Annotated in this window: 20 protein-coding genes; 14 read left to right on the forward strand and 6 right to left on the reverse strand. The window is 59.8% G+C overall.

Going from position 1 to position 22,587, the window contains the following annotated elements:
• Positions 1-20 precede the first annotated feature (20 nt).
• Complete coding sequence (locus SynMINOS11_RS06115; RefSeq protein WP_186550537.1) at positions 21-596, forward strand: hypothetical protein; 576 nt, start codon at positions 21-23, stop codon at positions 594-596.
• Positions 597-598: 2 nt separating this feature from the next.
• On the opposite strand, the gene cobN is transcribed toward SynMINOS11_RS06115, so the two are convergent.
• Positions 599-4,225: a cobaltochelatase subunit CobN gene (gene cobN, locus SynMINOS11_RS06120; protein ID WP_186550539.1), complete on the reverse strand. Its 3,627-nt coding sequence runs from the start codon at positions 4,223-4,225 to the stop codon at positions 599-601.
• Positions 4,226-4,283: 58 nt separating this feature from the next.
• Between cobN and SynMINOS11_RS06125 the strand changes: the two genes are divergently transcribed.
• Genes SynMINOS11_RS06125 through SynMINOS11_RS06135 form a run of 3 tightly spaced genes read left to right on the forward strand, consistent with a single transcriptional unit; the run spans position 4,284 to position 9,092 of the window.
• Positions 4,284-5,198 carry a branched-chain amino acid transaminase gene (locus SynMINOS11_RS06125; protein ID WP_011935625.1) on the forward strand — a complete coding sequence of 305 codons (915 nt, stop codon included), beginning with the start codon at positions 4,284-4,286 and terminating at the stop codon, positions 5,196-5,198.
• A complete protein-coding gene (gene metH, locus SynMINOS11_RS06130; protein ID WP_186550541.1) occupies positions 5,198-8,785 on the forward strand; it encodes a methionine synthase in 3,588 nt (1,195 codons plus the stop codon). The genes SynMINOS11_RS06125 and metH overlap by 1 nt, the downstream gene beginning before the upstream one ends.
• A gap of 34 nt (positions 8,786-8,819) precedes the next feature.
• Entirely contained in the window at positions 8,820-9,092 is a 273-nt protein-coding gene (locus tag SynMINOS11_RS06135; RefSeq protein ID WP_186550543.1) for a small RNA NsiR4-regulated ssr1528 family protein, read from the forward strand.
• A 6-nt stretch (positions 9,093-9,098) separates the two neighbouring features.
• Here the strand turns inward: SynMINOS11_RS06135 and SynMINOS11_RS06140 are convergent, their stop codons facing one another.
• Positions 9,099-9,329, reverse strand: coding sequence for a hypothetical protein (locus tag SynMINOS11_RS06140; RefSeq protein WP_011935628.1), 231 nt, complete (start codon positions 9,327-9,329; stop codon positions 9,099-9,101).
• A gap of 100 nt (positions 9,330-9,429) precedes the next feature.
• On the opposite strand from SynMINOS11_RS06140, the gene SynMINOS11_RS06145 reads away from it, so the two are divergent.
• Entirely contained in the window at positions 9,430-9,852 is a 423-nt protein-coding gene (locus tag SynMINOS11_RS06145) for a DUF2237 family protein (RefSeq protein WP_011935629.1), read from the forward strand.
• Here the strand turns inward: SynMINOS11_RS06145 and SynMINOS11_RS06150 are convergent.
• The gene (locus tag SynMINOS11_RS06150) at positions 9,808-10,548 is read right to left on the reverse strand and encodes an SDR family NAD(P)-dependent oxidoreductase (RefSeq protein WP_255445542.1); all 741 of its coding nucleotides are present in this window, start codon (positions 10,546-10,548) and stop codon (positions 9,808-9,810) included. The genes SynMINOS11_RS06145 and SynMINOS11_RS06150 overlap by 45 nt on opposite strands.
• Positions 10,549-10,574: 26 nt before the next feature.
• Between SynMINOS11_RS06150 and SynMINOS11_RS06155 the strand changes: the two genes are divergently transcribed.
• Genes SynMINOS11_RS06155 through SynMINOS11_RS06170 form a run of 4 tightly spaced genes read left to right on the forward strand, consistent with a single transcriptional unit; the run spans position 10,575 to position 14,024 of the window.
• A complete protein-coding gene (locus tag SynMINOS11_RS06155; protein ID WP_186550547.1) occupies positions 10,575-11,480 on the forward strand; it encodes an NAD(P)H-dependent glycerol-3-phosphate dehydrogenase in 906 nt (301 codons plus the stop codon).
• Positions 11,477-12,313: a PhzF family phenazine biosynthesis protein gene (locus tag SynMINOS11_RS06160; protein ID WP_186550549.1), complete on the forward strand. Its 837-nt coding sequence runs from the start codon at positions 11,477-11,479 to the stop codon at positions 12,311-12,313. The genes SynMINOS11_RS06155 and SynMINOS11_RS06160 overlap by 4 nt, the downstream gene beginning before the upstream one ends.
• On the forward strand, positions 12,289-13,200 hold the full coding sequence (locus SynMINOS11_RS06165) for a SpoIID/LytB domain-containing protein (protein WP_186550551.1): 912 nt from the start codon (positions 12,289-12,291) through the stop codon (positions 13,198-13,200). Before SynMINOS11_RS06160 ends, SynMINOS11_RS06165 begins: the two co-directional genes overlap by 25 nt.
• 8 nt (positions 13,201-13,208) lie before the next feature.
• Positions 13,209-14,024, forward strand: a complete 816-nt coding sequence (locus SynMINOS11_RS06170; RefSeq protein WP_186550553.1) for an ATP adenylyltransferase — start codon at positions 13,209-13,211, stop codon at positions 14,022-14,024.
• On the opposite strand, the gene SynMINOS11_RS06175 is transcribed toward SynMINOS11_RS06170, so the two are convergent.
• Complete coding sequence (locus SynMINOS11_RS06175) at positions 14,021-14,200, reverse strand: sigma factor SigF (RefSeq protein ID WP_186550555.1); 180 nt, start codon at positions 14,198-14,200, stop codon at positions 14,021-14,023. The genes SynMINOS11_RS06170 and SynMINOS11_RS06175 overlap by 4 nt on opposite strands.
• A gap of 195 nt (positions 14,201-14,395) precedes the next feature.
• Between SynMINOS11_RS06175 and SynMINOS11_RS06180 the strand changes: the two genes are divergently transcribed.
• Both SynMINOS11_RS06180 and SynMINOS11_RS06185 read left to right on the forward strand, forming a co-directional pair.
• Positions 14,396-15,886, forward strand: coding sequence for a DUF3370 domain-containing protein (locus SynMINOS11_RS06180; RefSeq protein WP_255445521.1), 1,491 nt, complete (start codon positions 14,396-14,398; stop codon positions 15,884-15,886).
• Positions 15,871-16,827, forward strand: coding sequence for a DnaJ domain-containing protein (locus tag SynMINOS11_RS06185; RefSeq protein WP_186550559.1), 957 nt, complete (start codon positions 15,871-15,873; stop codon positions 16,825-16,827). Before SynMINOS11_RS06180 ends, SynMINOS11_RS06185 begins: the two co-directional genes overlap by 16 nt.
• A gap of 801 nt (positions 16,828-17,628) precedes the next feature.
• Here SynMINOS11_RS06185 and apcD read toward each other — a convergent pair.
• Complete coding sequence (gene apcD / locus SynMINOS11_RS06190; RefSeq protein ID WP_011935638.1) at positions 17,629-18,123, reverse strand: allophycocyanin subunit alpha-B; 495 nt, start codon at positions 18,121-18,123, stop codon at positions 17,629-17,631.
• 102 nt (positions 18,124-18,225) lie between these two features.
• Here apcD and rlmD point away from each other — a divergent pair, with 102 nt between their 5' ends.
• On the forward strand, positions 18,226-19,593 hold the full coding sequence (gene rlmD / locus SynMINOS11_RS06195; protein ID WP_186550561.1) for a 23S rRNA (uracil(1939)-C(5))-methyltransferase RlmD: 1,368 nt from the start codon (positions 18,226-18,228) through the stop codon (positions 19,591-19,593).
• Here rlmD and pheT read toward each other — a convergent pair.
• Complete coding sequence (gene pheT, locus SynMINOS11_RS06200) at positions 19,571-22,015, reverse strand: phenylalanine--tRNA ligase subunit beta (protein ID WP_186550563.1); 2,445 nt, start codon at positions 22,013-22,015, stop codon at positions 19,571-19,573. The two genes, rlmD and pheT, sit on opposite strands and share 23 nt — an antisense overlap.
• Before the next feature lie 102 nt (positions 22,016-22,117).
• On the opposite strand from pheT, the gene rpmG reads away from it, so the two are divergent.
• Complete coding sequence (gene rpmG, locus SynMINOS11_RS06205; protein WP_011935641.1) at positions 22,118-22,312, forward strand: 50S ribosomal protein L33; 195 nt, start codon at positions 22,118-22,120, stop codon at positions 22,310-22,312.
• Between the two features lie 41 nt (positions 22,313-22,353).
• Positions 22,354-22,575 carry a 30S ribosomal protein S18 gene (gene rpsR / locus SynMINOS11_RS06210; protein WP_011935642.1) on the forward strand — a complete coding sequence of 74 codons (222 nt, stop codon included), beginning with the start codon at positions 22,354-22,356 and terminating at the stop codon, positions 22,573-22,575.
• Positions 22,576-22,587: the final 12 nt, after the last annotated feature.

Raw genomic sequence — 22,587 nt, forward strand, 5'->3', positions numbered from 1 at the left:
GCGGATTCTTATGGACGGTTATGGGTCTGTTTGATCGCTTCCGCAAAAAGCCTGGTGAGTCTGACGAAGGAGATAAGAGCTTTTTCCTAGATGCTGATAAATCCAGCAGCCTGGGTGATGTGGATTTCATGCGGCGCTCCAACACCATCCGCCGCACCTTCCCTGGCACGGCTGAAAACCCTGGGATGAAAGAGCGCATCGAGGATGTGGCCTCGATGGAAGCTCAGATGGCCAAGGTCTCCGAGGGCTTACCTGAAGCTGGTGGTAATCAGTCCGTTGCACGCGTCGATCCCGGTGTCCCCAAACCGGTGAAAAAGACCTTCGCCCAGCCGATGTCCCAGCAAGAGCTGAAGGAGCGCATGAAGGGATCAGCCCTGGGCACCAACGTGCCGGGCACCAGTTCCAAATCCGCGCCGGCTCCTGCAGCCCAACCCAGTGAGCCCGCGGCTGCCCCCCAGATGGCCCCTGTTCCGCCAATGCCGGCCGTTGGCAGTGGCAACGCTCCGGCGCCCAAGTCTGCTCCCAGCAGCGCTCCTGGCTCCGCCAAGCCTGGCTCGATTGATCCTTTCAAAGACATGCTCAAGGACATGCGCTGAGTTCAGCGCTGATTGCCTGTTTCAATTTGCTGCTCACTACTGAGCACCAAAGCTCGCAATTCATCGAGTTGTTGGGGATCGGCTGATTCCCAGAGACCGCGGTTATTGGCCTCGAGCAGTCGTTCAGCCATATCCCGCAGGGCCCAGGGGTTGTGCGTTCTGAGGTGGTTCAGCACGGCCTCCGACTGCAACCACTGCTTGCAGACTTCGCTATAGGCCCAATCGGGTACCACATTGGTGCAGGCGTCATAGGCGAAGAGGTAATCAAGGCTGGCGGCCAGTTCAAAACCGCCTTTGTAGCCGTGTTTGGCCATCCCTTGAATCCAGCGCGGATTCAGCAATCGGCTGCGGATCACCTTGTCGAGTTCCTGCTGTAAGGGCTTGGGCTTGGGTCGTTCTGGGCGGCTGTGGTCACCAAACCAGAGGGCAGGGGTTTCGCCTTTCAGGGTCCCAACAGCGGCGGCCAGGCCCCCTTGAAACTGGTAGTAGTCATCGGAATCGAGCAGGTCATGCTCGCGGTTGTCCTGGTTGTGCAGGATCAGCTCAACCTGGCGCAGGCGATCTTCCAGCCCTCTGCGGTCTTTGAGGGGTTCACCGGCTTTGCCGTAATCCCATTGACTCCAGTTCAAAAAGGCCTCGGCCAGATCCGATCGCTCATCCCATTGGCCGGAATCGATGAGGCCTTGCAGTCCAGCGCCATAGGCGCCAGGCGCTGAGCCATAGATGGCACACATCCGCTGACTGGGATCGCCTTGCTGAGCGCGTACCAACTGATCGGCCTGATTGAGCCAGCCAATCAGCTGCGGAAAGGCATCACGGAAGAAGCCCGAGATCCTCACCGTCACCTCCACCCTTGGGCGACAGAGGGCGGATTCGGGAATCAACTCCAGCCCGACCATGCGCCGGCTGGGGCCATCCCAGCGGGGTCGCACACCCATCAAGGCGAGCACTTGAGCCACATCGTCACCACCGGTTCGCATGGTGCTGGTCCCCCAAATGGAGATGGCCAAATGCTTGAGATGCTCACCCTCCTGTTGCAGGTGCTGTTGCAACAGCGCATCGGCACTGCGGTAGCCCAGATCCCAGGCTGTTTCGGTGGGCACACCACGTAGGTCAACCGCATAGAAATTGCGGCCCGTGGGCAACACGTCAGCGCGGCCGCGTGTCGGGGCCCCTGAGGGCCCGGCCTCCACCCGTTCGCCCCGCAATCCGGCCAACAAGTTGCGCCGTTCGCTGCTGCTGCAGGCCATCAGCGCCGGTTGAATCACCCGCTGGATGTGGTGAAACGCCTGCCGCGTTTGCTCACCTGGATATGCCGCACTGCCCTGCAAACACTGCAGCGCTAGCTGCTCCAGCACCTCCACCGCATCACCAACTTGCCTCGGCGTGGCGCGGTTGGGTTGCAGGGCAACCAAGCGCTCCTGATCTGCCGCAGAGAGAGCAATCGATTCCTGATCCGTCCAGGGATCACACTCCAAGGCCAGGTCCTCAGCGAGGGCTCGCGTTAGGCCCAGCCGCCCGGGCCCAGGACAACGGGCAATGGCCACGACCAATTCATCGAGCTGGGGTTGTTCGGGCTGACTGCCATAGATGTGCAGACCAGTGCGAATCTGCGCTTCTTTGAGTTCGCAGAGATAGCCATCAACGCTATCGAGGCGTTCTTCAAAGCTGGCCTCCGATGGGTTGAGGTTGAGCTCGCGAAGGCTCTGCTCAAGGCGTTGCCGCAGCAATTTGCGGCGTTCACTGCCCAGCTGGATGGCCTCCCAATACTCATCAACGAGCCCTTCCAGTTCGGCCAAGGGCCCATGCAGCCCAGCACGTCCCAGCGGTGGAGTGAGGTGATCGAGGATTAAGGCCTGACTCCGCCGTTTGGCTTGGGAACCTTCACCAGGGTCGTTGACGATGAAGGGGTAGAGATGGGGCATCGGCCCCAGGCACAACTGGGGGAAACAGGCCGGGCTTTGGCCCATCCCCTTGCCAGGTAACCACTCAAGGTTGCCGTGTTTACCCAAATGGATCACGGCATGGGCGTCGAAGTGCCGTTGAATCCAGATGTAGTGGGCCAGGTAGGCGTGCGTCGGCGCAAGATCAGGGGCGTGATAATTCAGGCTCGGGTCGCGGTCATAGCCCCGCGAGGGCTGCAGGATCACGGTGACGTTGCCGTAGCGCTTCGCCGAAAGCGGAAAGCGGTCGCCATCCAATGTTGGGTCGGTGGTGGGATCGCCCCAACGCTCCAGCACGGCTTGCCGCGCTTCTGGCGCAAAGCGGCTCCAGATCGCGTCGTAGTCCGCCAGCATCAGGTGCTCGCTAGCGGGGTGGTGCCACGTTTCAGGATCAGGGGTTCGGCCAGAGCTGAGCTCAGCGATCAACTCCGCACTTGTGGCAGGGATTGGGTCCTCCCCGAGCCAGTAACCCTCCTGCTGCAACCACAGCAAGATCGCTACGGCACTGGCCGGTGTATCGAGCCCCACGCCATTGGCTAAGCGGGCATTACGCGTGGGGTAGTTGGCCAACACCAGGGCAATGCGCTTGTTGGGCTCGGGCGTATGCCGCAAGGCGATCCAACGCTTGATGAGCTCAACACTCCAGGCCACACCGGCAGGGTCGGGTTGATAGCGCTGGATGGCGCATTGCAGGGCGTCGTCTCTCTTTGCCAGCTCCTTGAAGCCACCAATGCGGGCCATTAAACGGCCATCGAGCTCGGGCAACGCCACCTGCATCGCCAAATCCAATGGGCTCAGGCCCACGGAGCTGCTTTGCCAGCGCTGCTGACTGCCGGAGCTGATCAACAACTGAATCACGGTAACGCCGAGCTGTTGCCACAGGGGGGCCCCATCACCGGCCCGGTCCGCTTGCACCGAGGCAAACCCCGTGCAACAGATCACCGCCTCTACAGCGGCCTGGCAGAAGTGATCACGGACGGCCTGCTGCAGAGCCGGGTCCCGTAAACCACTCACCAACAGGATTCGCGGGCAAAGACCAGCTCGACGTAGACAGGCGGCGATTTCCTGGAGCATCGCCGTGTCGCCACTGCTCCACAGGGCCCTGTAGGCCACCACCCCCACCGTTGGACCGTCATCGGTTTGCCAGTCGAAACAGAGCGGGTCGGGTTGCGGCTGCGGCTCAGGGGCACTGGGTGCAGCCCCGGCCAACCAGCGCTGACACCAAAGGAGCACCGCATCAATGTTGTCTGGACCTCCATGGCGCAAGCAGCTGGCTAACGCCAGGGCGGTGGTGGCAGGTTCACTGCTGAGGTCAGCCAATTCCTCGGCACCATCGGCGGTGCCGCCGAGCACCAACAGAGCGCGCTGCGGTGATTGGGCGGCCCATTCACGCAGTTGCTCCAGGCCGTAGCTCCAATGACCCCGGCCACCAAGCAACCGCACAACCACCAAGCGGGTGGATGCCAGCGAACTGCGGATGTAGTGATCGATGGCGGCTGGATGGCTCAACGCCGCCAGGTTCAAGCCCCGCATCCAGGCGGGATCACCAGCGGCTGAGAGCCGCTGAGCAATCAGGCTGAGATCGCTATCGGCGTGACTTAGCACCAGAGCCGGCAGGGATTCCTGCTCAACCAGGACCGCATCCCCCTCGCCGGGATCCCCTGGCAGTGCTGCCAATCTGTGCATGGCTTGATTCTCGCTCAGCAGAGGAGGTGAGAAGATCTGCCCAGGTCTGTGTCGCTCCATGCATCGCTTCCTGCCCTACGCCTGGTTCGGCGGACGCTGCGTGCCATTTGCTGAAGCCACGCTGTCGGTGGCGACCCATGCCTTGCACTACGGCACCGGTGCCTTTGGCGGCATGCGGGCCCTGCCAAATCCTCAAGATCCCGGCGAGATCCTGCTGTTCCGGGCTGATCGCCATGCCAAGCGCCTGAGCCAGAGCGCACGCTTGCTGCTCACTGATTTGCCCGCGTCCACTGTTTTGGAGGCGGTGGAGGCTTTCCTGAAGGCCAACCAGCCCAGCTGTCCGATCTACCTGCGCCCATTCGTTTACACCTCCGATCTCGGTATCGCCCCGCGGCTGCACGACATCGAGACCGATTTTCTGATCTATGGCCTGGAACTGGGGGACTACCTCTCTCCGGAGGGCGTCAGCTGCCGGATCAGCTCCTGGACACGCCAGGAGGACCGCTCTCTCCCCCTGAGGGGCAAGATCAGTGGGGCTTACATCACCAGCTCCCTGGCCAAGACAGAGGCAGTCAAGAGTGGATTTGATGAGGCGCTGCTTCTGAACAGCCGCGGCAAGGTGAGCGAAGCCAGCGGCATGAACCTGTTCATCGTTCGCGATGGGGTGCTCTACACCCCTGGCGTCGACCAGGACATCTTGGAGGGAATCACCCGTGGCAGCGTGATCGAGCTGGCTCGCCACATGGGCTACACCGTGGTGGAACGGCCGATCGACAAGAGCGAATTATTTGTTGCCGAGGAGGTTTTCCTGACCGGCACCGCCGCCAAGGTCACCCCGGTGCGGCGCGTGGAATGCACCGACCTGTCCTCTGATCGGCCTGTCATGGATGCCTTGCGCGAGCGCATCACCGCCATTACCGAGGGGCGAGACCCTAACTTTGAGCACTGGGTGACGCGGATTCGGATCAAGTGATGCACCGCTTTCTGGAGAGACTGCACGCTCCGGAGCGGCCAGTTCTCGTCTTCGATGGGGCCACGGGAACCTCGCTCCAACAGATGGATCTTGGCCCCGATGATTTCGGTGGCGCTGCCCTGGAGGGCTGCAACGAAAACCTGGTGGTGACCAGGCCGGATGCCGTGCAAGAGGTGCACCGGCAGTTCCTTGAGGCCGGTTGCGATGTGATTGAAACCGACACCTTCGGGGCCACCTCGTTGGTGTTAGCCGAATACGACCTGCAGGACCAGACCTACGAGCTCAATGTCAAAGCGGCTCAACTGGCCCGTGAGATGGCCGATCGCTACAGCACCCCAGAGAAGCCGCGCTTTGTGGCCGGTTCCATGGGCCCCACCACGAAGCTGCCAACGCTGGGGCATGTGGGATTCGATGCGATGCGCGATTCCTTTGCCGAACAGGCCCGCGGCTTGCTGGCCGGCAATGTTGACCTGTTCATCATCGAAACCTGCCAAGACCCCCTGCAAATCAAGGCAGCCTTAGCTGGCCTTGAGCAGGCGTTTGCTGCCGCTGGCGAGCGGCGGCCGGTGATGGTCAGCGTCACGATGGAAACCACCGGCACGATGTTGGTGGGCTCCGACATCGCGGCTGTGGTGGCGATCCTCGAACCCTTCCCGATTGATGTGTTGGGTCTCAATTGCGCCACGGGCCCGGAGCAAATGAAAGAGCACGTGCGCTACCTCAGCGCGCATGCTCCCTTTGTGGTGAGTTGCATCCCCAATGCCGGTTTGCCGGAAAACGTTGGGGGTGTGGCCCACTACCGGCTAACCCCGGTGGAAATGAAGATGGCGATGCACCACTTCATCGAAGACCTCGGGGTTCAGGTCATTGGTGGCTGTTGCGGCACCACGCCAGCCCACATCGCTGCCCTGGCTGAGTTGGCCCAGGAGATGACCCCAGCAGAACGGCCGGTGCGCACGCCCCAGGCCCAACACCAACGCCCCTTAATGGGTGCTGAGGCATCGGCGGCCTCGATTTATGGCACGACGCCTTATCACCAGGACAACTCCTTTTTGATCATTGGTGAGCGGCTCAACGCCAGTGGCTCCAAGAAGGTGCGCGAGCTGCTGAACAGCGAAGACTGGGATGGCCTGGTGGCTGTTGCCAGGGGCCAGGTCAAAGAGAATGCCCACGTGCTCGATGTCAACGTCGACTATGTCGGCCGTGATGGCGAGAAAGATATGCACGACTTGGTGAGCCGTTTAGTCACCAACGTCAACCTGCCGTTGATGCTCGACTCCACCGAATGGCAAAAGATGGAGGCCGGGCTGAAGGTGGCTGGTGGTAAGTGCCTGCTGAATTCCACCAACTACGAAGACGGCGACGAGCGCTTCTTCAAAGTGCTGGAGCTGGCTCGGACCTATGGCGCTGGTGTGGTGGTGGGCACCATCGATGAAGAGGGAATGGCACGAACCGCCGATCGCAAGTTCGCCATTGCCCAACGCGCTTATCGAGATGCCGTGGAGTTCGGAATCCCGGCCCATGAAATCTTTTACGACCCCCTGGCGTTACCGATTTCAACCGGCATCGAAGAAGACCGGCGCAATGGCTGCGAAACCATTGAAGCGATTCGGCGCATCATCACCGACTTGCCTGGAGTTCACGTTGTCCTCGGCGTGAGCAATATCAGCTTTGGTCTCTCACCGGCTGCACGGATCACCTTGAACTCCGTGTTCCTGCATGACTGCTGTGAAGCCGGGATGGACGCCGCCATCGTGAGCCCAGCCAAAATCCTGCCGCTGATGAAGATCAGCGATGAGCATCAACAGGTTTGCCGGGATCTGATCAACGACAACCGTCGTTTTGAGGGCTCGGTTTGCATTTACGACCCCCTCACCGAACTCACCACGATGTTCGAAGGGGTGAGCACCAAAGAGGCACGATCCTCCGGCCCCTCATTGGCTGACTTGCCGGTCGAGGAACGGCTCAAACAACACATCATTGATGGTGAACGAATTGGCTTAGAGCCGGCCTTGGATGAAGGCCTGCAGAACTACAAACCCCTTCAGATCGTCAACACCTTTTTGCTCGATGGCATGAAGGTGGTGGGGGAGTTGTTTGGTTCGGGCCAAATGCAACTTCCGTTTGTGCTGCAAAGCGCCGAAACCATGAAAAGCGCTGTGGCTTATCTCGAGCCCCATATGGAGAAAACAGAAGGGGAAAGTTCAGGCAAGGCCAAATTCTTGATCGCCACGGTGAAAGGCGACGTGCATGACATTGGCAAAAATCTGGTTGACATCATCCTCACCAATAACGGCTATGAGGTGGTCAACCTCGGCATCAAACAGTCTGTTGATGCCATCATCGAGGCCCAGCAAACCCATCAGGCTGATTGCATTGCCATGAGCGGTCTGCTGGTGAAATCGACGGCCTTCATGAAGGACAACCTGCAGGCCTTCAACGACGCCGGCATCTCGGTCCCTGTGATCCTTGGCGGAGCAGCCTTAACGCCACGCTTTGTGCAGAAGGACTGCCGTGAGGTTTACAACGGCCAAGTCATCTATGGCCGTGATGCGTTCGCTGATCTGCGCTTTATGGACGCGCTGGTGGATGCGAAAAAAGGTGGTGAGTGGAGTGACACCGAGGGCTTCCTTGGAGCCGTTCCCGAGGGTCTGGGGCTCAACGGCGATGCCCATAGCGATTCAGCAAGCTCGGATGGCGCAGCCAGCGAGCCCACCAAGGAGAAGCCATCACTGCCTGTGAGCCTTGAGCGATCCGCTGCTGTGCCAGAAGAACCGGCACTAGAGCCTCCCTTCTGGGGGACCAAGGTGCTCAGCGAGCAGGACATCGATCTGGAGGAAGTGTTTGGCTACCTCGATCGCAACGCGCTGTTTGCAGGCCAGTGGCAAATGCGCAAAAGCAAGGACCAAAGCCGCGAGGAGTATGAGCAACAACTCCGCGATAAGGCTGAGCCGGTGTTGCAGGAGTGGTTGCAACGGGCCCGCAGCGAAAAGCTTCTGACGCCGCGTGTGGCCTATGGGTATTTCCCCTGCGGACGCGATGGCAACGCCGTTGTGGTGTTCGATCCCAACGACACCATGCGTGAGCTGGGACGCTTTGAGTTGCCACGCCAACGCTCTGGCAACACCTACTGCATCGCTGATTTTTATCGGGATCTCAGCAGCAATGGCGAACCCACCGATGTGTTGCCCATGCAAGCGGTGACCATGGGTGAGAAGGCCAGTGCTTTTGCCAAGGAGCTCTTCCAATCAGATCGCTACAGCGATTACCTCTATTTCCACGGCTTGGGTGTGCAGATGGCTGAAGCCCTTGCTGAGTGGACCCACGCGCGCATTCGCGCTGAGCTTGGCTTCGCTGCCGATGAGCCTGAAGCCCTGCGGGATGTGTTGGCCCAGCGCTACCGAGGCAGCCGGTATTCCTTTGGCTACCCCGCCTGTCCCAACGTCGCCGATTCAAGGCCTCAGCTGGATTGGCTTGAGGCTGATCGCATTGGCCTGTCCATGGATGACAGCGATCAATTGGAGCCAGAACAGAGCACAACCGCCCTGGTGGCCCTGCACAGCCAGGCGCGCTATTTCAGCGCTTGATTGTGAGAGCCTGAGCGCTTGCTGCGCTGAAACAATGGCGATTGCTGGACCTGGCGGCGTTGATGACGCCATTGCCGCTGGCCTGGACCTCGATGGAACACCGATTCCCGGGCCGATGTTGGACCTCTACCGCGAGGTGATGGAGCTTGAGAGCAAGCGAGCCCGCAGCGGCGTCAAAAAATCAATGCGCAACCGGATCGTCAAAACCGGGGCCAAGCACTTTGATCAAGAGACCTTGAACCAACGCCTCATTGACGCTGGCTGGGATGGTCTGAAGGCCAAGGAGATCGCGTTCTTCTACAGCTGAGCTGATTTATTCGCTGACGCGCCCTTCCAGGGCGTCGATCACGCTTTGTTGAAACGCATCGAGGGCGGAGGAGTCGCTGAGATCTTCCCCCTCTCCGGCGGCGTTCTGGGTCAAATCCTGGAAGTGGAAGGCGCCTTCTCCGTTCGCCAGAAACTCCATCGCGGAGCTCTCGCCACTCTCTGCAAAGGCATCAACTAGAGCGTGGAAGGCCGCATCTTCGGTGAAATCCCAGCTCATCAGTTCAGCAGGTGTCGATGGTCGAAACAGACAGCCACAACGTGGCCCCCATGACCCATAGCGCCTACCCCCCCGAATCCGTCAAGCTTTTGATAGCAGTTTGTGGCCTGTGAACTCCAACCCAAATGCTCCAAAACACGTTCTGGGAGGGCCTTTGCAGCGATGTGGCTGCCAACCCATGACCGGTTGGTACCGCGATGGCTTTTGCCGAACTGACGCGGCTGATGTGGGCCAACACACGGTGTGTTGCCAGGTGAACGACTCGTTCTTGAGCTACAGCAAGGCCCAAGGCAACGACCTCAGCACGCCGATGCCCCAATTTGATTTCCCGGGGCTGAAGCCTGGGGACCATTGGTGTATTTGTGCGGCTCGCTGGTTGCAGGCCTACGCCGACGGCATGGCTCCGCCTGTGATCCTCGAGCGATGCGAGCAATCGGCCCTGGAGGTGATCCCGCTGGAGTTGCTCAAGGAGCTCGCCTTACCAGGGGATGACGCTTCCATCCCAAGCCAGGAAGCGCCCTGAATCCTCTGGTGTTTGCTGCGCCAACACATCCAACAGATGTCCCGCTGCCCGTTGGGGACTGAACAACTTTTCAGCCGGCACCGCCGAGCGAAACGGTGCTGAGAGCTCGGTTGCCGTGGTCCCTGGGTGCAAAAGGCTCACGCAAGCCAGCGGCAAACGCCGCTTCCACTCCAAGGCCAACGTGCGCAGCAATTGATTTTGGGCGGCTTTGGCCGCTCTGTAGCCATACCAACCGCCGAGGTGGTTATCGCCGATGCTGCCGACGCGGGCTGAGAGGGAGGCAAACCAACACGGCTGGCCATGGCCCAGGGCTGGGGCGACGGCCTTAGCCAGCAGGATCGGAGCAAAGGCATTGATGTTGAACGCTTGTTCCAAACCACTGCGCTGGATGGCTTGCAACCGTTTTTCAGGGCCACGGCCGCCCTCATGCAACCAACCAGCGGTGTTGATGACTATCCGCAGCGGCGGTTGCTGCTGCAGCCAACCACTGAGCTCTTCAAGATCCTCGTCGCGGCAGAGATCCAGGCGCGGCTGACTGCGTCGGCCGAGGGGCAACACCGTGAGTCGTGGGCACTCCTGGTTCAGTAGCTCGCTGATGGCTGAGCCAATGCCCCCCTGTCCAACAACCAAAGCCGAACCATCAAGCTCCTGCAGGCGGGCTGGAACGGGCATGGGAACTCCGATGCGCTGTCGCATGATGGCCATCACATCGTCCTGAGTGCGTGGCCCTGACGATTGGTGTGCTTGGAGGAGGTGCTTGGGGAAGCACCTTGGCCGGACTGCTGAGCCATGGCGGCCATCGCGTTCAGATTTGGCGGCGTGAGCACGGCCCACAAGCTCTGCAAGCTCTTGCAGCCTCTGAGGTTTTGGTGGGAGCCACCGCCCTGGTCGGTGTCAGTGGCATGGCGCAACAGATCAAGGGCTGGTCAGCCAGACCGATCGTGAGTTGCTCCAAGGGCCTGGACCCAAGCAGCGGTCAAACAGCGAGTGCCCTGTGGAAGGCGGCTTGCCCCCTGTGGCCTGTTGTGGTCCTTAGTGGCCCCAATTTGGCCAGTGAGCTGCAACAGGGACTGCCAGCGGCCAGCGTGCTGGCTGGCCATGACGAGGGGTTGCTCAGGACACTGCAGCAGCAGCTCAGCACAGAGCAATTTCGCCTGTATCGCAACAACGACCCACTTGGGACTGAATTGGCCGGTGCTCTGAAAAATGTGATGGCGGTGGCTGCTGGCATCTGTGATGGCCTCCAGCTGGGCGCCAATGCCCGCGCATCCTTGTTGACCCGTGCCTTGGCCGAAATGGCCACGGTGCTCCACGGCCTGGGAGGCCGTCAGGACACCTTGTACGGCCTAGCTGGCATTGGTGATCTCCTGGCGACCGCGACGAGCCCGCTGAGCCGCAATTACCGGTTCGGACTCTGTATGGCCGATGGCTTGGACCGGCAGCAGGCCCTTGAAAGGGTCGGAGCCACCGTTGAGGGGGTTCCCACCTGTGAAGCCATTGCTTCGCTGGGGCGGCAAAAGCAATGGTCCCTGCCAATCACCGAGAGCGTGGCATTGCTGCTTCAGGGCGCGCTCTCTCCCGCTCAAGCTCTTCAGCAACTGATGCAGCGCGAGCTGCGCTGCGAATGACATTGCCCGTGGTTGCTGTTGATGCGTTCAGCGCCGAGCCCCTAGGCGGAAATGGCGCGACGGTGGTGTGGCTTGAGCAACCAGCCGATCGGCATTGGATGCAGCAAATGGCTGCCGCGTTCAATCAATCCGAGACCGCCTTTCTGTGGCGGCATGGGGGTCAGTGGTATCTGCGCTGGTTCACGCCGAGCTGTGAAGTGGATCTATGCGGCCATGCCACCTTGGCGGCCACCTTGGCGTTGCATCACTGGAAGCAGCTGCCGATCCATTCACCCCAACAGCTACAGACCCGAAGTGGCCCGCTGCGAATTGAACTGCAGAGTCCAATCTCGGCAGCGATTGATTTGCCCAGCGATGGTTTGAAGCCACGCGGGAAGGACCCATGGATGGCGCCATTCCAGCCGCTGCAGCAGTGGACCTCTGATCTTGGCTACGGGGTGCTGTTGCTGGAGCCCACAGCAGATCTCAAGCAGCTCAATCCCGATGATCCCTGCTGGGCCAGTTCCCTTGAAAAAGCTTGGGTGCTGATGCAGCGATGTAGCGGGCCTAGCGATTACCAGCTGCGTTTCTTTGCTCCAGGTCTTGGACTGCGGGAAGACCCTGTGACGGGATCGGCCCATGCCTTGGTGGCCCCCTGGTGGTGTGAACAGCTCCGTCAAAGCTCGGTGCGTGGATGGCAGCCATCACACCGTCCCGGTGGACTCTGTTGTGAACCACTCAGCAGCGGCATGATCCGCCTAACCGGCGATGGGGTCATCCTTTGGGACGGCGACTTGCGCAGCGAACCAGCCCATCCATCTGCGGAGCCATGGCTCGCTTTGCATCCCAACTGAGTGCGTCGGGGCCTGTGGTGTTGCTGTTGGGGCTTCCACTGCTGATGGGTGGGGCGATCTTGGCTTGGATCGTTCAGGACCAGCAGCCCAATTCACAGGCTTTGTCGAAGTCGTTGGTGGATGAACTCCTCGATCAGCAGAGCAGCCATCAGTCAGCAGCGGCGGGAGCCTCGGCCGCTGCTCAGGAGTTGGCCGTTCCCCCCTTGGGAGCCCAGCCTGCGTTAGCCATTCGTGTGATGCTCCATCACGATCCAGGTCCGGTGTCGATTCACCATGGAGAGCGCTCCGAGACGCTGAACTGCCGAGGCGGTCAACTCACCGGGGCTCCACAGCCCTTGGGATCTGGGCGTTGGTTCCAGGCGGTTGCTGGCGAGCCTGTTGGCCTGAATCAACAGCGTTACCGCGGCGGTGTGCAGGTGCTCTGCCAGGGCAACAAGCTCTTGGTGGTAAACCATGTGCCCTTAGAGGATTACATCAGCTCGGTGGTGGGCGCTGAGATGCCCAGCCACTGGCCAGCTGAAGCCTTAAGGGCGCAGGCGGTTGCAGCCCGTTCTTACGCCATGGCTCACCTGGCCAGACCAGCCAGCCAGGCCTGGAATCTTGGGGCCACCACGCGCTGGCAGGCCTATGGGGGACTGGGCACAGAAAGCAAGAGCAGCCGCGCGGCGGCGGCTGACACGCAAGGGCTGATTCTGAGTTTTGAGGGCGGCATTGTGGAAAGCCTCTATGCCGCTGACCGGCAACTCACCGTGGAAGCCCATGGCCATCTGGGGGCCAGCATGAGCCAACAGGGAGCCCGAAGCTTGGCGGACAAGGGTTACCAATTCACGCAAATTCTCTCTAAGTACTACCCCGGTGCGAGCCTGGCGAGGTTGCAACGCTCGTGAGAGCTGCCATGCACGACCTGCCCAATCGGTCTTTGGCGGTTCAACGCTCTGCGTTGCAATCCGGGGCGTTGATCCCGTTAAAGACGGAATTGATCTCTGGAGCCGATGAGCGCTTCCAACTGAGGCGCCTGATCAGTGCCACGCCTAAACACCTCACCAAGGCCGGCCCGAAACCGAACCCTTTTCGACCGTGGGATCCGCGTTTGGAGGTGGCTTGCCAGCCAGAGCATGTGGTGTTGCTGAATAAATATCCGGTCCAAGCCGGGCATCTGTTGTTGATCACCAAGCAATGGCAGGCGCAGGTTGATTGGTTGCAAGCCAAGGACTGGCAAGCGCTTTCGGCAGTGTGGAAGCAGCAGGCTGGCTTTTGGTTTTTCAACAGTTCAGCGGCTGCTGGAGCCAGTCAGCCGCACCGACACTTGCAATTGCTACCCCGAGACGTCGGCCAGCCGCCGTGTCCATTGGATGCGGAATTTGAGGCTTTGGCCCAAGGGGGATCCCCTCGATGGGCTTGGCAACACGCCGTCGCGGCACGACAACTCAAGCCAGCCTGCAACGCCGAAGATCTATTGGCTTGTTATCAAGAGCTAGCGGCTGCGCTTGGGATCGGAACAGCCACGAGCGATCAACGCCCCAAGCACCCCTACAACCTGCTGCTTTGCGACAAGTGGATGGTGATGGTGCGCCGCCGAAAAGAGAGCCACGCAGGATTCAGCGTGAATGCCCTCGGCTTTGCCGGCTACATGCTCGCCACCGATGCGTCGGACATGAGTTGGTTGGCCAACTGTGGCGGAGATGCGTTGTTGGATCAGGTCAGCGTTTAGCTGGCCGCATCCCGCTCAATCTGCTGTTCCAGCGTCGCGATCGCAGCGTTAGCGGCGGCTAGTTGGCGTTCAACAGCATCACGCCAACCCCTGAGCATGTGGAGCTTGCGCTGTTGGTACTTGGCATAGGAGCTGTCACCAGGTTCAGACCAGCAGCAACCAGGAAGCGGAAACATGGGGAACTCGTGCCGTCCTGCCTGTTGTAGCGAAGGCAGAGTCGCTGTCGTTGATGTCGCCTTGTTGCTGTGCGCCACCCACAACACAAGGCCGCCACTGCTATTGATTACTCGCTGATCAAAAGAAAATCTGTTGACCTTTCATCCTGGTCGCAACTGAGACGCACTGTGAGAGCAGTAAGCCCCATGCGTCCCATGCGTCCTGTTGCTTTTGCTGCTGTTCTGGCTGTTCTGGGTGCCGCCCCAGCGGCGTGGGCCGATGTGGCGTTGATGGCAGGGCAGCGGGCCACTCCGCTTCGCGGGGAGTTCAACAGCGTGCCGGTGTTGCATTCCAACCAGCCGGAGCAGGTCACCGGTCCAGGCATCCTGGTTTCCACCACAGGAGGTCAAGCCAGGGCTGAAAACGGGCAGATGCTGAGGCATGCCACCTACACCTTCAACGGCGACTTCGGTATTCACGCCCATCACAAGTACTACCCCTCCGATGCCAGTCGCCTTGGTGGTGCTCGCCAACGGGGCACGCTGACCATCGCCACCATCGCCATCAACAACGGTGATGCACCCGTCACCCTGCAGATGAGCCAAGGCTCAGTCAAAAACAGCTTTGAAGCGCCTTACAAAGTCGACGGCCTGATGGGCGTCAAGGTGCAGGGTTATCGGCCCTGGAATGCGGGTCCTGGCGACGCCACATCGGTGCAAATGTTGCGCGGCAAGTTGGATCGCAAGCTGCCCGAGCAGATCACCATTCCCGCCAGAAGCCGGATCATCTTGTTCAGCACCAACCTGCCGGCACGAGGCATTGCCAACGCGCTACTCAAAGGAACCAGCTCAGGACCGTTCCAAATGGCTGTGGTGGCAGCGGAAGATCCCAAATCCGATGCTGATCTCTTTGCGGTCTTGGATGGCCAACAGCTCGCTGGTGGTCGCATCTACCTCGACAAAGTCGCCAAGATCAACAACGGCGAAGTGTTTTCACGGGTTGGTGGCGTTGCCATTGGTGATGCCTACAGCGCTGCCATCAGCCATGACCTCAGGACCAGCCCCCTGCATGTGCCGTTCACAACCACCTCGCGGCACCACTTCGGCACTGGCGAGAACCAGGTGAACCGTCTGGCCACACGCATGCGCGATTCATCGCTCGACAACGTGGGGACCTACGGCGTTCGCTATGACGTCGATCTCAACCTGATCGGCAGTGGCAACCATCGCCTGATGCTCAGCCACCCCAGCATCGCGGGGCGTCAATTCACGGCCTTCCGCGGCACGATTGCCATCACCGACGGCCAAGAAACAGAAGAGCTGCATGTCGGGATGCGCTCTGGCCAAAGCCTGGAACTGAAGGCGCTGCAATTACGGGAAGGCCAGCCACACAATCTGCGCATCAGCATGGTGTATCCCGCTGATGCCACCCCAGGCCACCTGCTCAGTGTTGTGCCTGAGCAACAGTTGCTGGCCCTGCGACAAAAGCAGACCATGATGCAAGTGGCTCAGCAGCCAGCTCAGCCAGCGCTGATGCCGGTGGCACCGCCACCGCCCATCCCACAACAACAGCGCTTGGGTGCTGGAGCCGTTCTGCAAAAGACAGCTCCACGTCTGCTCCCCTATGGCGGCTGGCCAAACCCTGCTCCGGCGATGCTTGATCCAGCTCGTCCCTATCAGTTGATGCGCCATTGGCTGAACCGTTAAACGACAAGGGCCGCAGGGTCAGCCTTGAATTGCGCGAGGACACGATTGAACGCCTCGACGCTTTGCGCAAGCAATGGTCGCTCCGCAGCCGCGGCGCGGCCATTCAGCGTTTGTTGGACGATCTGCTGCAAGATCTGCCAGCGGAGCACGATGTTGAATCAGAGCAAGACCCCCAACCAGAGGATCATCTGCAGGGGGCCATCGTGTTGGTGTCCTCCACCAATGAGACCCCAGAACCGGAACCAGAGGAACGCAGCACAGGGATCAATTTGCCCGGGTTCGTCTCGCGGCGCACAACCAAGCTCAAGCGGAGCCTCAAAGAACCGGTTGTGAGCGAGGCACAAGCCAGTGGCGAGCGTTTTGAAGTGATGGACGACCAGCAGCTCAGCGCATCCATTTCAGCTGTTCAAAACCAATGGATGTCGCTGTATGGCAGTGAGCCATCGGCCGCTGTTCTCGAAGCAGCCATGAACTGGCTCGGTCAAGACATCTGGCCCAGTGCAGATGCCTCAGAAGGCCAAAGCTTCACTTGGAACGCCGTTCAACAGGTGATGCTCGGTTTCTGTCCCAGTTGGGAGATCCGAGAAGCCAGCGTTGATCGGGTCGTTGTGGCTGCTGGAGTGCTGGAAGATCCCTTTGGCGCAGCATCGCTTCCAATGCGCGTGCCATCGCTGGTGGGTCGGATGACCCAACGGTTGCGGCGCCGGCGTCGTGGCTCACCATTTTTGGATCTACAGAGCACGATGAGCACCCAGGGCTCATTGAAGTTGTTGGGGTTGTCCACTGCGCCTGGCTTCAAGCTCAGCTTGTCGGACATCCGTGAGGCCTACCGCCAAAAGGCTCTGGCTTGCCATCCCGATGCCGGTGGATCAGCAGAGGACATGCGCCGGTTAAATGAGGCTTATCAACTGCTCAAACAGCGTTACGTGCGTACCAACTAAGACTCTTAGTGAGTCTTAGGTCTTGTCTTGCCTTAGAACATCGAGCTGAAAAATTCCCCCCTGAGGATTGCCGCCCGCCAACCCTCGCGCGTGCGACTCAATGAGTAACTCAAAAGTCTCAAGCAAGACCACTAATGGGTCTCAGGACAAGCCACAACTGATACAAACAAACAGAATATTTGGGAAAGCTAAAAAACCTGTTTTTTCGGAGTTTTCGGCTGCGTTGCCCGTGAGGCAATGGATGCAAGCCTCAAACAAAAATGCTCAGAATCAGCCACTTGATCGGGCCCGGTCACGCGATGGCCAAATCGCCTGTCCAATGCCATTGGACAGGCCAGAACGAAGAAAGCCGAAATCCAGTCCTGCCAGTGATTTTGCCATCCCTGATGATTTGGAGCGTATCTGTGTTTGACACAGTGACGCAAGCGGGATGGAGGCCTGAGTGACGTGAATTATGAGTCTGAGTCAAGACTTGAAGTGAGGCCTGAAGTGGTTCTCATTTGATACAGCCAGCACAGCGAAATTAGCCCAGCTCAGCGGCTAAATCGCCCACCAAAAAATCCGCCAGGAAGATGGGGATCGCCGACCAAAAGTAACTAATCTCGTTCAACGCAATCTGTTCAAAGATTGAGACCAGGCTTGAGAATCAAACAGGATTAGCAAGACGAATAAAAGTGCTCCGAGGCGAGGCAACCGACAAGTGATGACGAGGCGAAGCAACACCGCATGAATTAAATGTATTGACTGGTTCATTCGAGTCTCTACGCAGGACTTGAGACAAGTCCGAGGTGAGACGCCTGATCAGGTGCTGGTCTGCATCCCTTGAATCAAATAATCAAAGAACGGCGAAATGAATTGGGCGTCATCAGGGGAGAGCAAAGCAATGGAAGCCTGCTTGAGGCAGCGCATCGCTTCCACCATTCCCGGCATCGGCACGCCAAGGCTGTTGTACATCTCGCGGGCGCCGATCAGACCTGTGCTTTCGATAAAGCTGGTGCTGCCGGCCAAACCGCCGTAGGTCACCAGCCGCAAATACCAGCTGAAATCCCGCAGGCATTGGGCCCGTTGCTTTTGGCCATAGGCATTGCCGCCGGGCGCCACATAGTCGGGCTTGCGGGTGAAGAGTTGCTTGGCTGATTCATCAACGATCTTGCGCTCGTTCTCAGTCAGCACACGGGCCACCCGAACACGGCGATCGCCGTCGTTCAAGAAGGCCGCCATCGAGCGAAGCTCACCGCTCGTTGGATAACGGAGCTCGTCGTCAGCTTGAAGGATTAGATCCTTTACAACGCTCATCGCAACACCTTGGCCGCCGCCACTTTACTGAGCTCAACTCGCCTCTGGCTGCCGAACAGCAGAAACCACGCGAGCTGTAATGCCCAGCGGTAGCGTCAAGGGATGCCTGTTGATGCCAGCCATCCCAACCAGCTGACGCTGGAGATCAAAGATCTCGCCCTCGACGGGACCGGCCTTGCTCAACACGACGGCAAGTTGGTCTTTGTTTCAGGTGCTCTGCCGGCAGAAACCGCCACGGTTCGAATCACAGGGCAAGGTCGGGGCAAGCTTCACGCCGAGATCAGCGAGCTCACGTGCTCGAGCCCTGATCGGCGTGATCCCGTCTGCATCCTTGCTGGCAAATGCGGTGGCTGCAGCCTGTTGCATTGGCATGACCAGGCCCAGAGCCAGTGGAAACAGCAGCAGCTGCAAAACACCCTGCGCCGTGTGGGACGTTTGGAATGTTTGGTGGAGCCCATCCGCTCAACCCAGGCGGTGTTGGGCTATCGCAACCGCGCCATCATCCCGGTGCAGGAGCGGGATAACGCCTTAAAAGCTGGTTTTTTTCAACGCGGCAGTCACCAGGTGGTGAACATGAACCACTGCCCCGTTCTCGACCCCAGGCTGGATGCCTTGATCGAGCCGCTCAAAGCAGATCTTCAAGCCGCCGTCTGGCCGATCTACAACGAGGACACCCAAAAGGGCTTGTTGCGTCAGTTGGTTCTGCGAGCCGGAGTCTCCAGCGGTGAACTGTTGCTTGGGGTGGTCGTTCGAGACGATCAGTTCCAAGGGGCACAGGAGTTGGCTGAGCAGTGGATGCAGCGCTGGCCCGAACTGGTGGGTGTTGTGCTGAACGTGCAACCCAAACCAGGCAACACCCTGCTCGGCCCAAAAGAACGGCTTCTGGCTGGTCGGCCCTGGTTGATGGAAAGCTTTGCAGGACGCCGCTTCCAAATCGGTTTAGGCACTTTTTTTCAAGTGCACCACCAGCAAGCGGAAGCGCTGGTGGATGCGTTGCGTAGCGAGCTGCAACTCCAATCCGGGGAGGTGTTGGTCGATGCCTATTGCGGTGTGGGCACCCTTGGACTCCCGTTAATCCAAGAGGGTGTTCGTCTGATTGGCATTGAGCAAAGCCGCGAAAGCATTGAGCGGGCTCAATGCAATGCCCTGCTCAATGGACTGGAAGACACGGACTTCCATGCCGGTTCTGTCGAGCGCCGGCTGCAGGAATTCCTGCCTTTTACCGATGTGCTTCTCCTCGATCCACCGCGCAAGGGATTGGATGCCCGGGTGTGTGAGGCGATCAGGGAGCAACCACCAGCACGCATGGCCTATGTCAGCTGCAATCCAGCCACCTTGGCCCGCGACCTAGCGCTCCTCTGCGCCGACCAGCGTTTTGAGCTGACGAAGGTGGTGCCGTTTGATTTCTTCCCGCAAACCACCCACATCGAGGCGATGGCAATCCTGACTAGCAGCGCAGCTCAGCTTTGAAACTTTTTTCCAAGCTTTGACGAACCTTGTTGAGCAGTGGATCGACCTGCTCATCGCGCAGGGTTGCTTTGGGGTCACGGAAGCGCAGACGCACAGCCAGGCTGCAAGAGCCTTCTGGGATTGGTGATCCGCTGTAGCGATCGAGCAAATCCACGTGCTCGAGCAGTTGGCCGCCAGCCTTGCGAATCGTTTGCAGCACGCTGGCCACATCCTGCGTGTCCTCGACAACAAAGGCCAGATCGCGTTCGCTCGCTGGCACCGTCGCAAAAGACTTAAACGCTGGGCAGTAGCGGTTCGTGCGGCTGGCCGCGGTGAGCACTGGCTGCAGGGCTAGATCAAAGATCAATGTTCCAGCGGGCAGATCCTGCTGCTCGGCCAGGCGCGGATGCAGCTCTCCAAAGACGCCAATCACCTTGCCTTCGAGCACGAGGGTGGCGCTGCGCCCTGGATGCAGCCGCTCGTCATCCTCTAAGCGGCGGTCTTGCAAGCTCAAGCCCAATTGGGCCATGGCGCGTGCCAAGAGGCCGCGACCCTGGTGATAGCTCAAAGGGGAAGGCTGACCGCTCGTGCTCCACAGGCCCTGACGTCGCTCACCGGCCAGAACACCACAGAGCCGCTCCTCTTCGCTGAACACGTCGCCATCACGGGCAAACACCTTGCCGATTTCAAAACCCCAGAAGCCCGCCTGGCTGGCTTGAAGATTGCGCGCAGCAGCCTCAAGCAAAGCCGGAACGACAGTGGTCCTCAGGCAGCCGTAATCGGTCAGCAATGGATTGCTAATCGCCACCTGCGCTGGATTGCTCGGTTCTTCACTGGCCACCAGCGACAGGTGGCTGATCTCCTGCAGGCCTGCTGCGCGCAGGTTGGAGCGCAACCGCCTGAGCAACTCCTGCTCAGCCGTTAGACCGCCAGGCTCCACAGGATCAGGCAGGTGGGAGCCGAAGTTGTCGTAACCCACCAAACGGGCGATCTCCTCGATCAGATCCACTTCCCGTTGCAAATCCAGTTGCCGCGACGGTGGGATCTGAACACTCCAATGGCTGATCTGATCGTCGTCGTCGTGGTGCGATTGCAAAGAACAGCCCAAACGCTCCAGCAGGGCGCCCACCTTGGAATCCTCAATCCATTCACCACTGCCCAAGGGGCCTAAGAGCCGATCGAGTGCTTCACGCCGCAGAACCAGCGGTTCGGTGGCGCTGGCCACAGGGCTCGCCTGCCAACGGCCGGTGACCTTGGCCTGACAAAGCTCCTGAAGCAGGGCAACAGCGCGGTTGCTGGCTTCGAGCGTCAAGGCTTGGGGTACACCTCGTTCAAAGCGGGCGCTGGACTCGGTGCGCAGCCCGGCGATGCGGCTGCTGCGGCGCACGAGATTTTGTGGGAAGACGGCGGCCTCGAGCCAAATCCTCTGCGTGGACTCGGTGACAGCGCTGCTTTGGCCTCCCATCACGCCAGCCAGTGCAACGGCTTGGCCGCCATGGCTGACCAAGAGATTGTCTGCGCGCAGCTTGAGGGTTTGTCCGTCGAGCAGCTCGATGGACTCATCGCTGCTGGCTGCTCGCAAGCCGAATCCCTCTGGGCCAAGGTCTGCGAGCCGGTCGCGGTCGTAGGCGTGAAGGGGTTGGCCGGTTTCCAGCATCACCAAATTGGTGATGTCCACCACGGTGTTGATGCTGCGTTGGCCGGCAGCTTCCAAACGCTGCCGAAGCCACTTGGGGGATGGCCCATTGCTGATCCCCTCAAGTGCTGTGAGGCTGAACAGCAGGGCGTGATCACCGAAAGGAGCTGTTTCCAACTGGACCGCTGGCTCTAGCTCAGCAGATGGAGGCTCCTGAACGCTGAGGTCTTCCAGGGCCGCCACCTCACGGGCAATTCCCAGCATTGACATGCCATCGGGTCGATTGGCGGTGATGGCCAACTCGAGGATGTGATCGGTTAAGCCCAACAAGGGGCCCACTGGTTCACCAAGTTGTGGTAGCGGTGAACCCTGCTCGCCAGCCACAACCTCGAGGTCAACCAAGCCCTCGGAATTGGTTTCCAAGCCCAGCTCGGAGAGCGAGCAGAGCATCCCGCAGCTGTCAACGCCGCGGAGTTTGGCGGGTTTGATGGTGAGGTCCACAGCCGGCAAATGGCTCCCAACGGTGGCGACAGCAACGGCCATGCCCTCACGCACATTGGCTGCACCGCAAACGATTTGTAGGGGCTCGCTGCCGCCGCCAATCGAGACCAAACAGACATTCAGCTTGTTGGCATCGGGGTGGGGGTTTTTGCTGAGCACTTGACCCACCACCACACCAGCCGCACGGGCTGCTAAGTCCTCCTGCTCCTCCACTTCAAAGCCAGCCATTGAAAGCTGTTCAGCCAGGCTGTCGACGTCACTGCGGAAGGGAACCAAGTCCCGAAGCCACTGCAGCGATACGCGCATGAAATCCAGCTGGAAGCGGGCGGATCCTACCGATGAGCGGGAGCCACTCAGTTATGGTGGCGGATTGTCACACCGCTCCGCTCAAGCAGCGCACGTCCTTCCATGGCCAAAAACAAGGGCGTCCGGATTGTGGTCACTCTCGAGTGCACCGAATGCCGGTCCAACACTGATAAGCGGTCTCAGGGAGTGTCCCGCTACACCACTGAGAAAAACCGCCGCAACACCACAGAACGGCTGGAGATCAAGAAGTTCTGTCCCCACGACAACAAGATGACGGTCCACAAAGAGATCAAGTGATCTCACGCTCGTTATCCCACTTCCACTGACTCTCCAATCCCATGCCTCCCTCCTTCTTTAAAAAGCGGCTGTCTCCGATCAAGCCCGGTGATCCGATTGATTACAAGGACACCGATCTGCTGAAGAAATTCATCACTGAGCGCGGCAAGCTTCTGCCCCGTCGCATGACTGGCCTCACCGCCAGACAGCAGCGTGACCTGACCAACTCCGTCAAGCGCGCCCGCATCGTCGCGCTTCTGCCCTTCGTGAATCCAGAAGGCTGAGTTCGAAACCCG

Origin of the sequence: Synechococcus sp. Minos11 (assembly GCF_014279855.1) — a bacterium.
GTDB lineage: Bacteria > Cyanobacteriota > Cyanobacteriia > PCC-6307 > Cyanobiaceae > RCC307.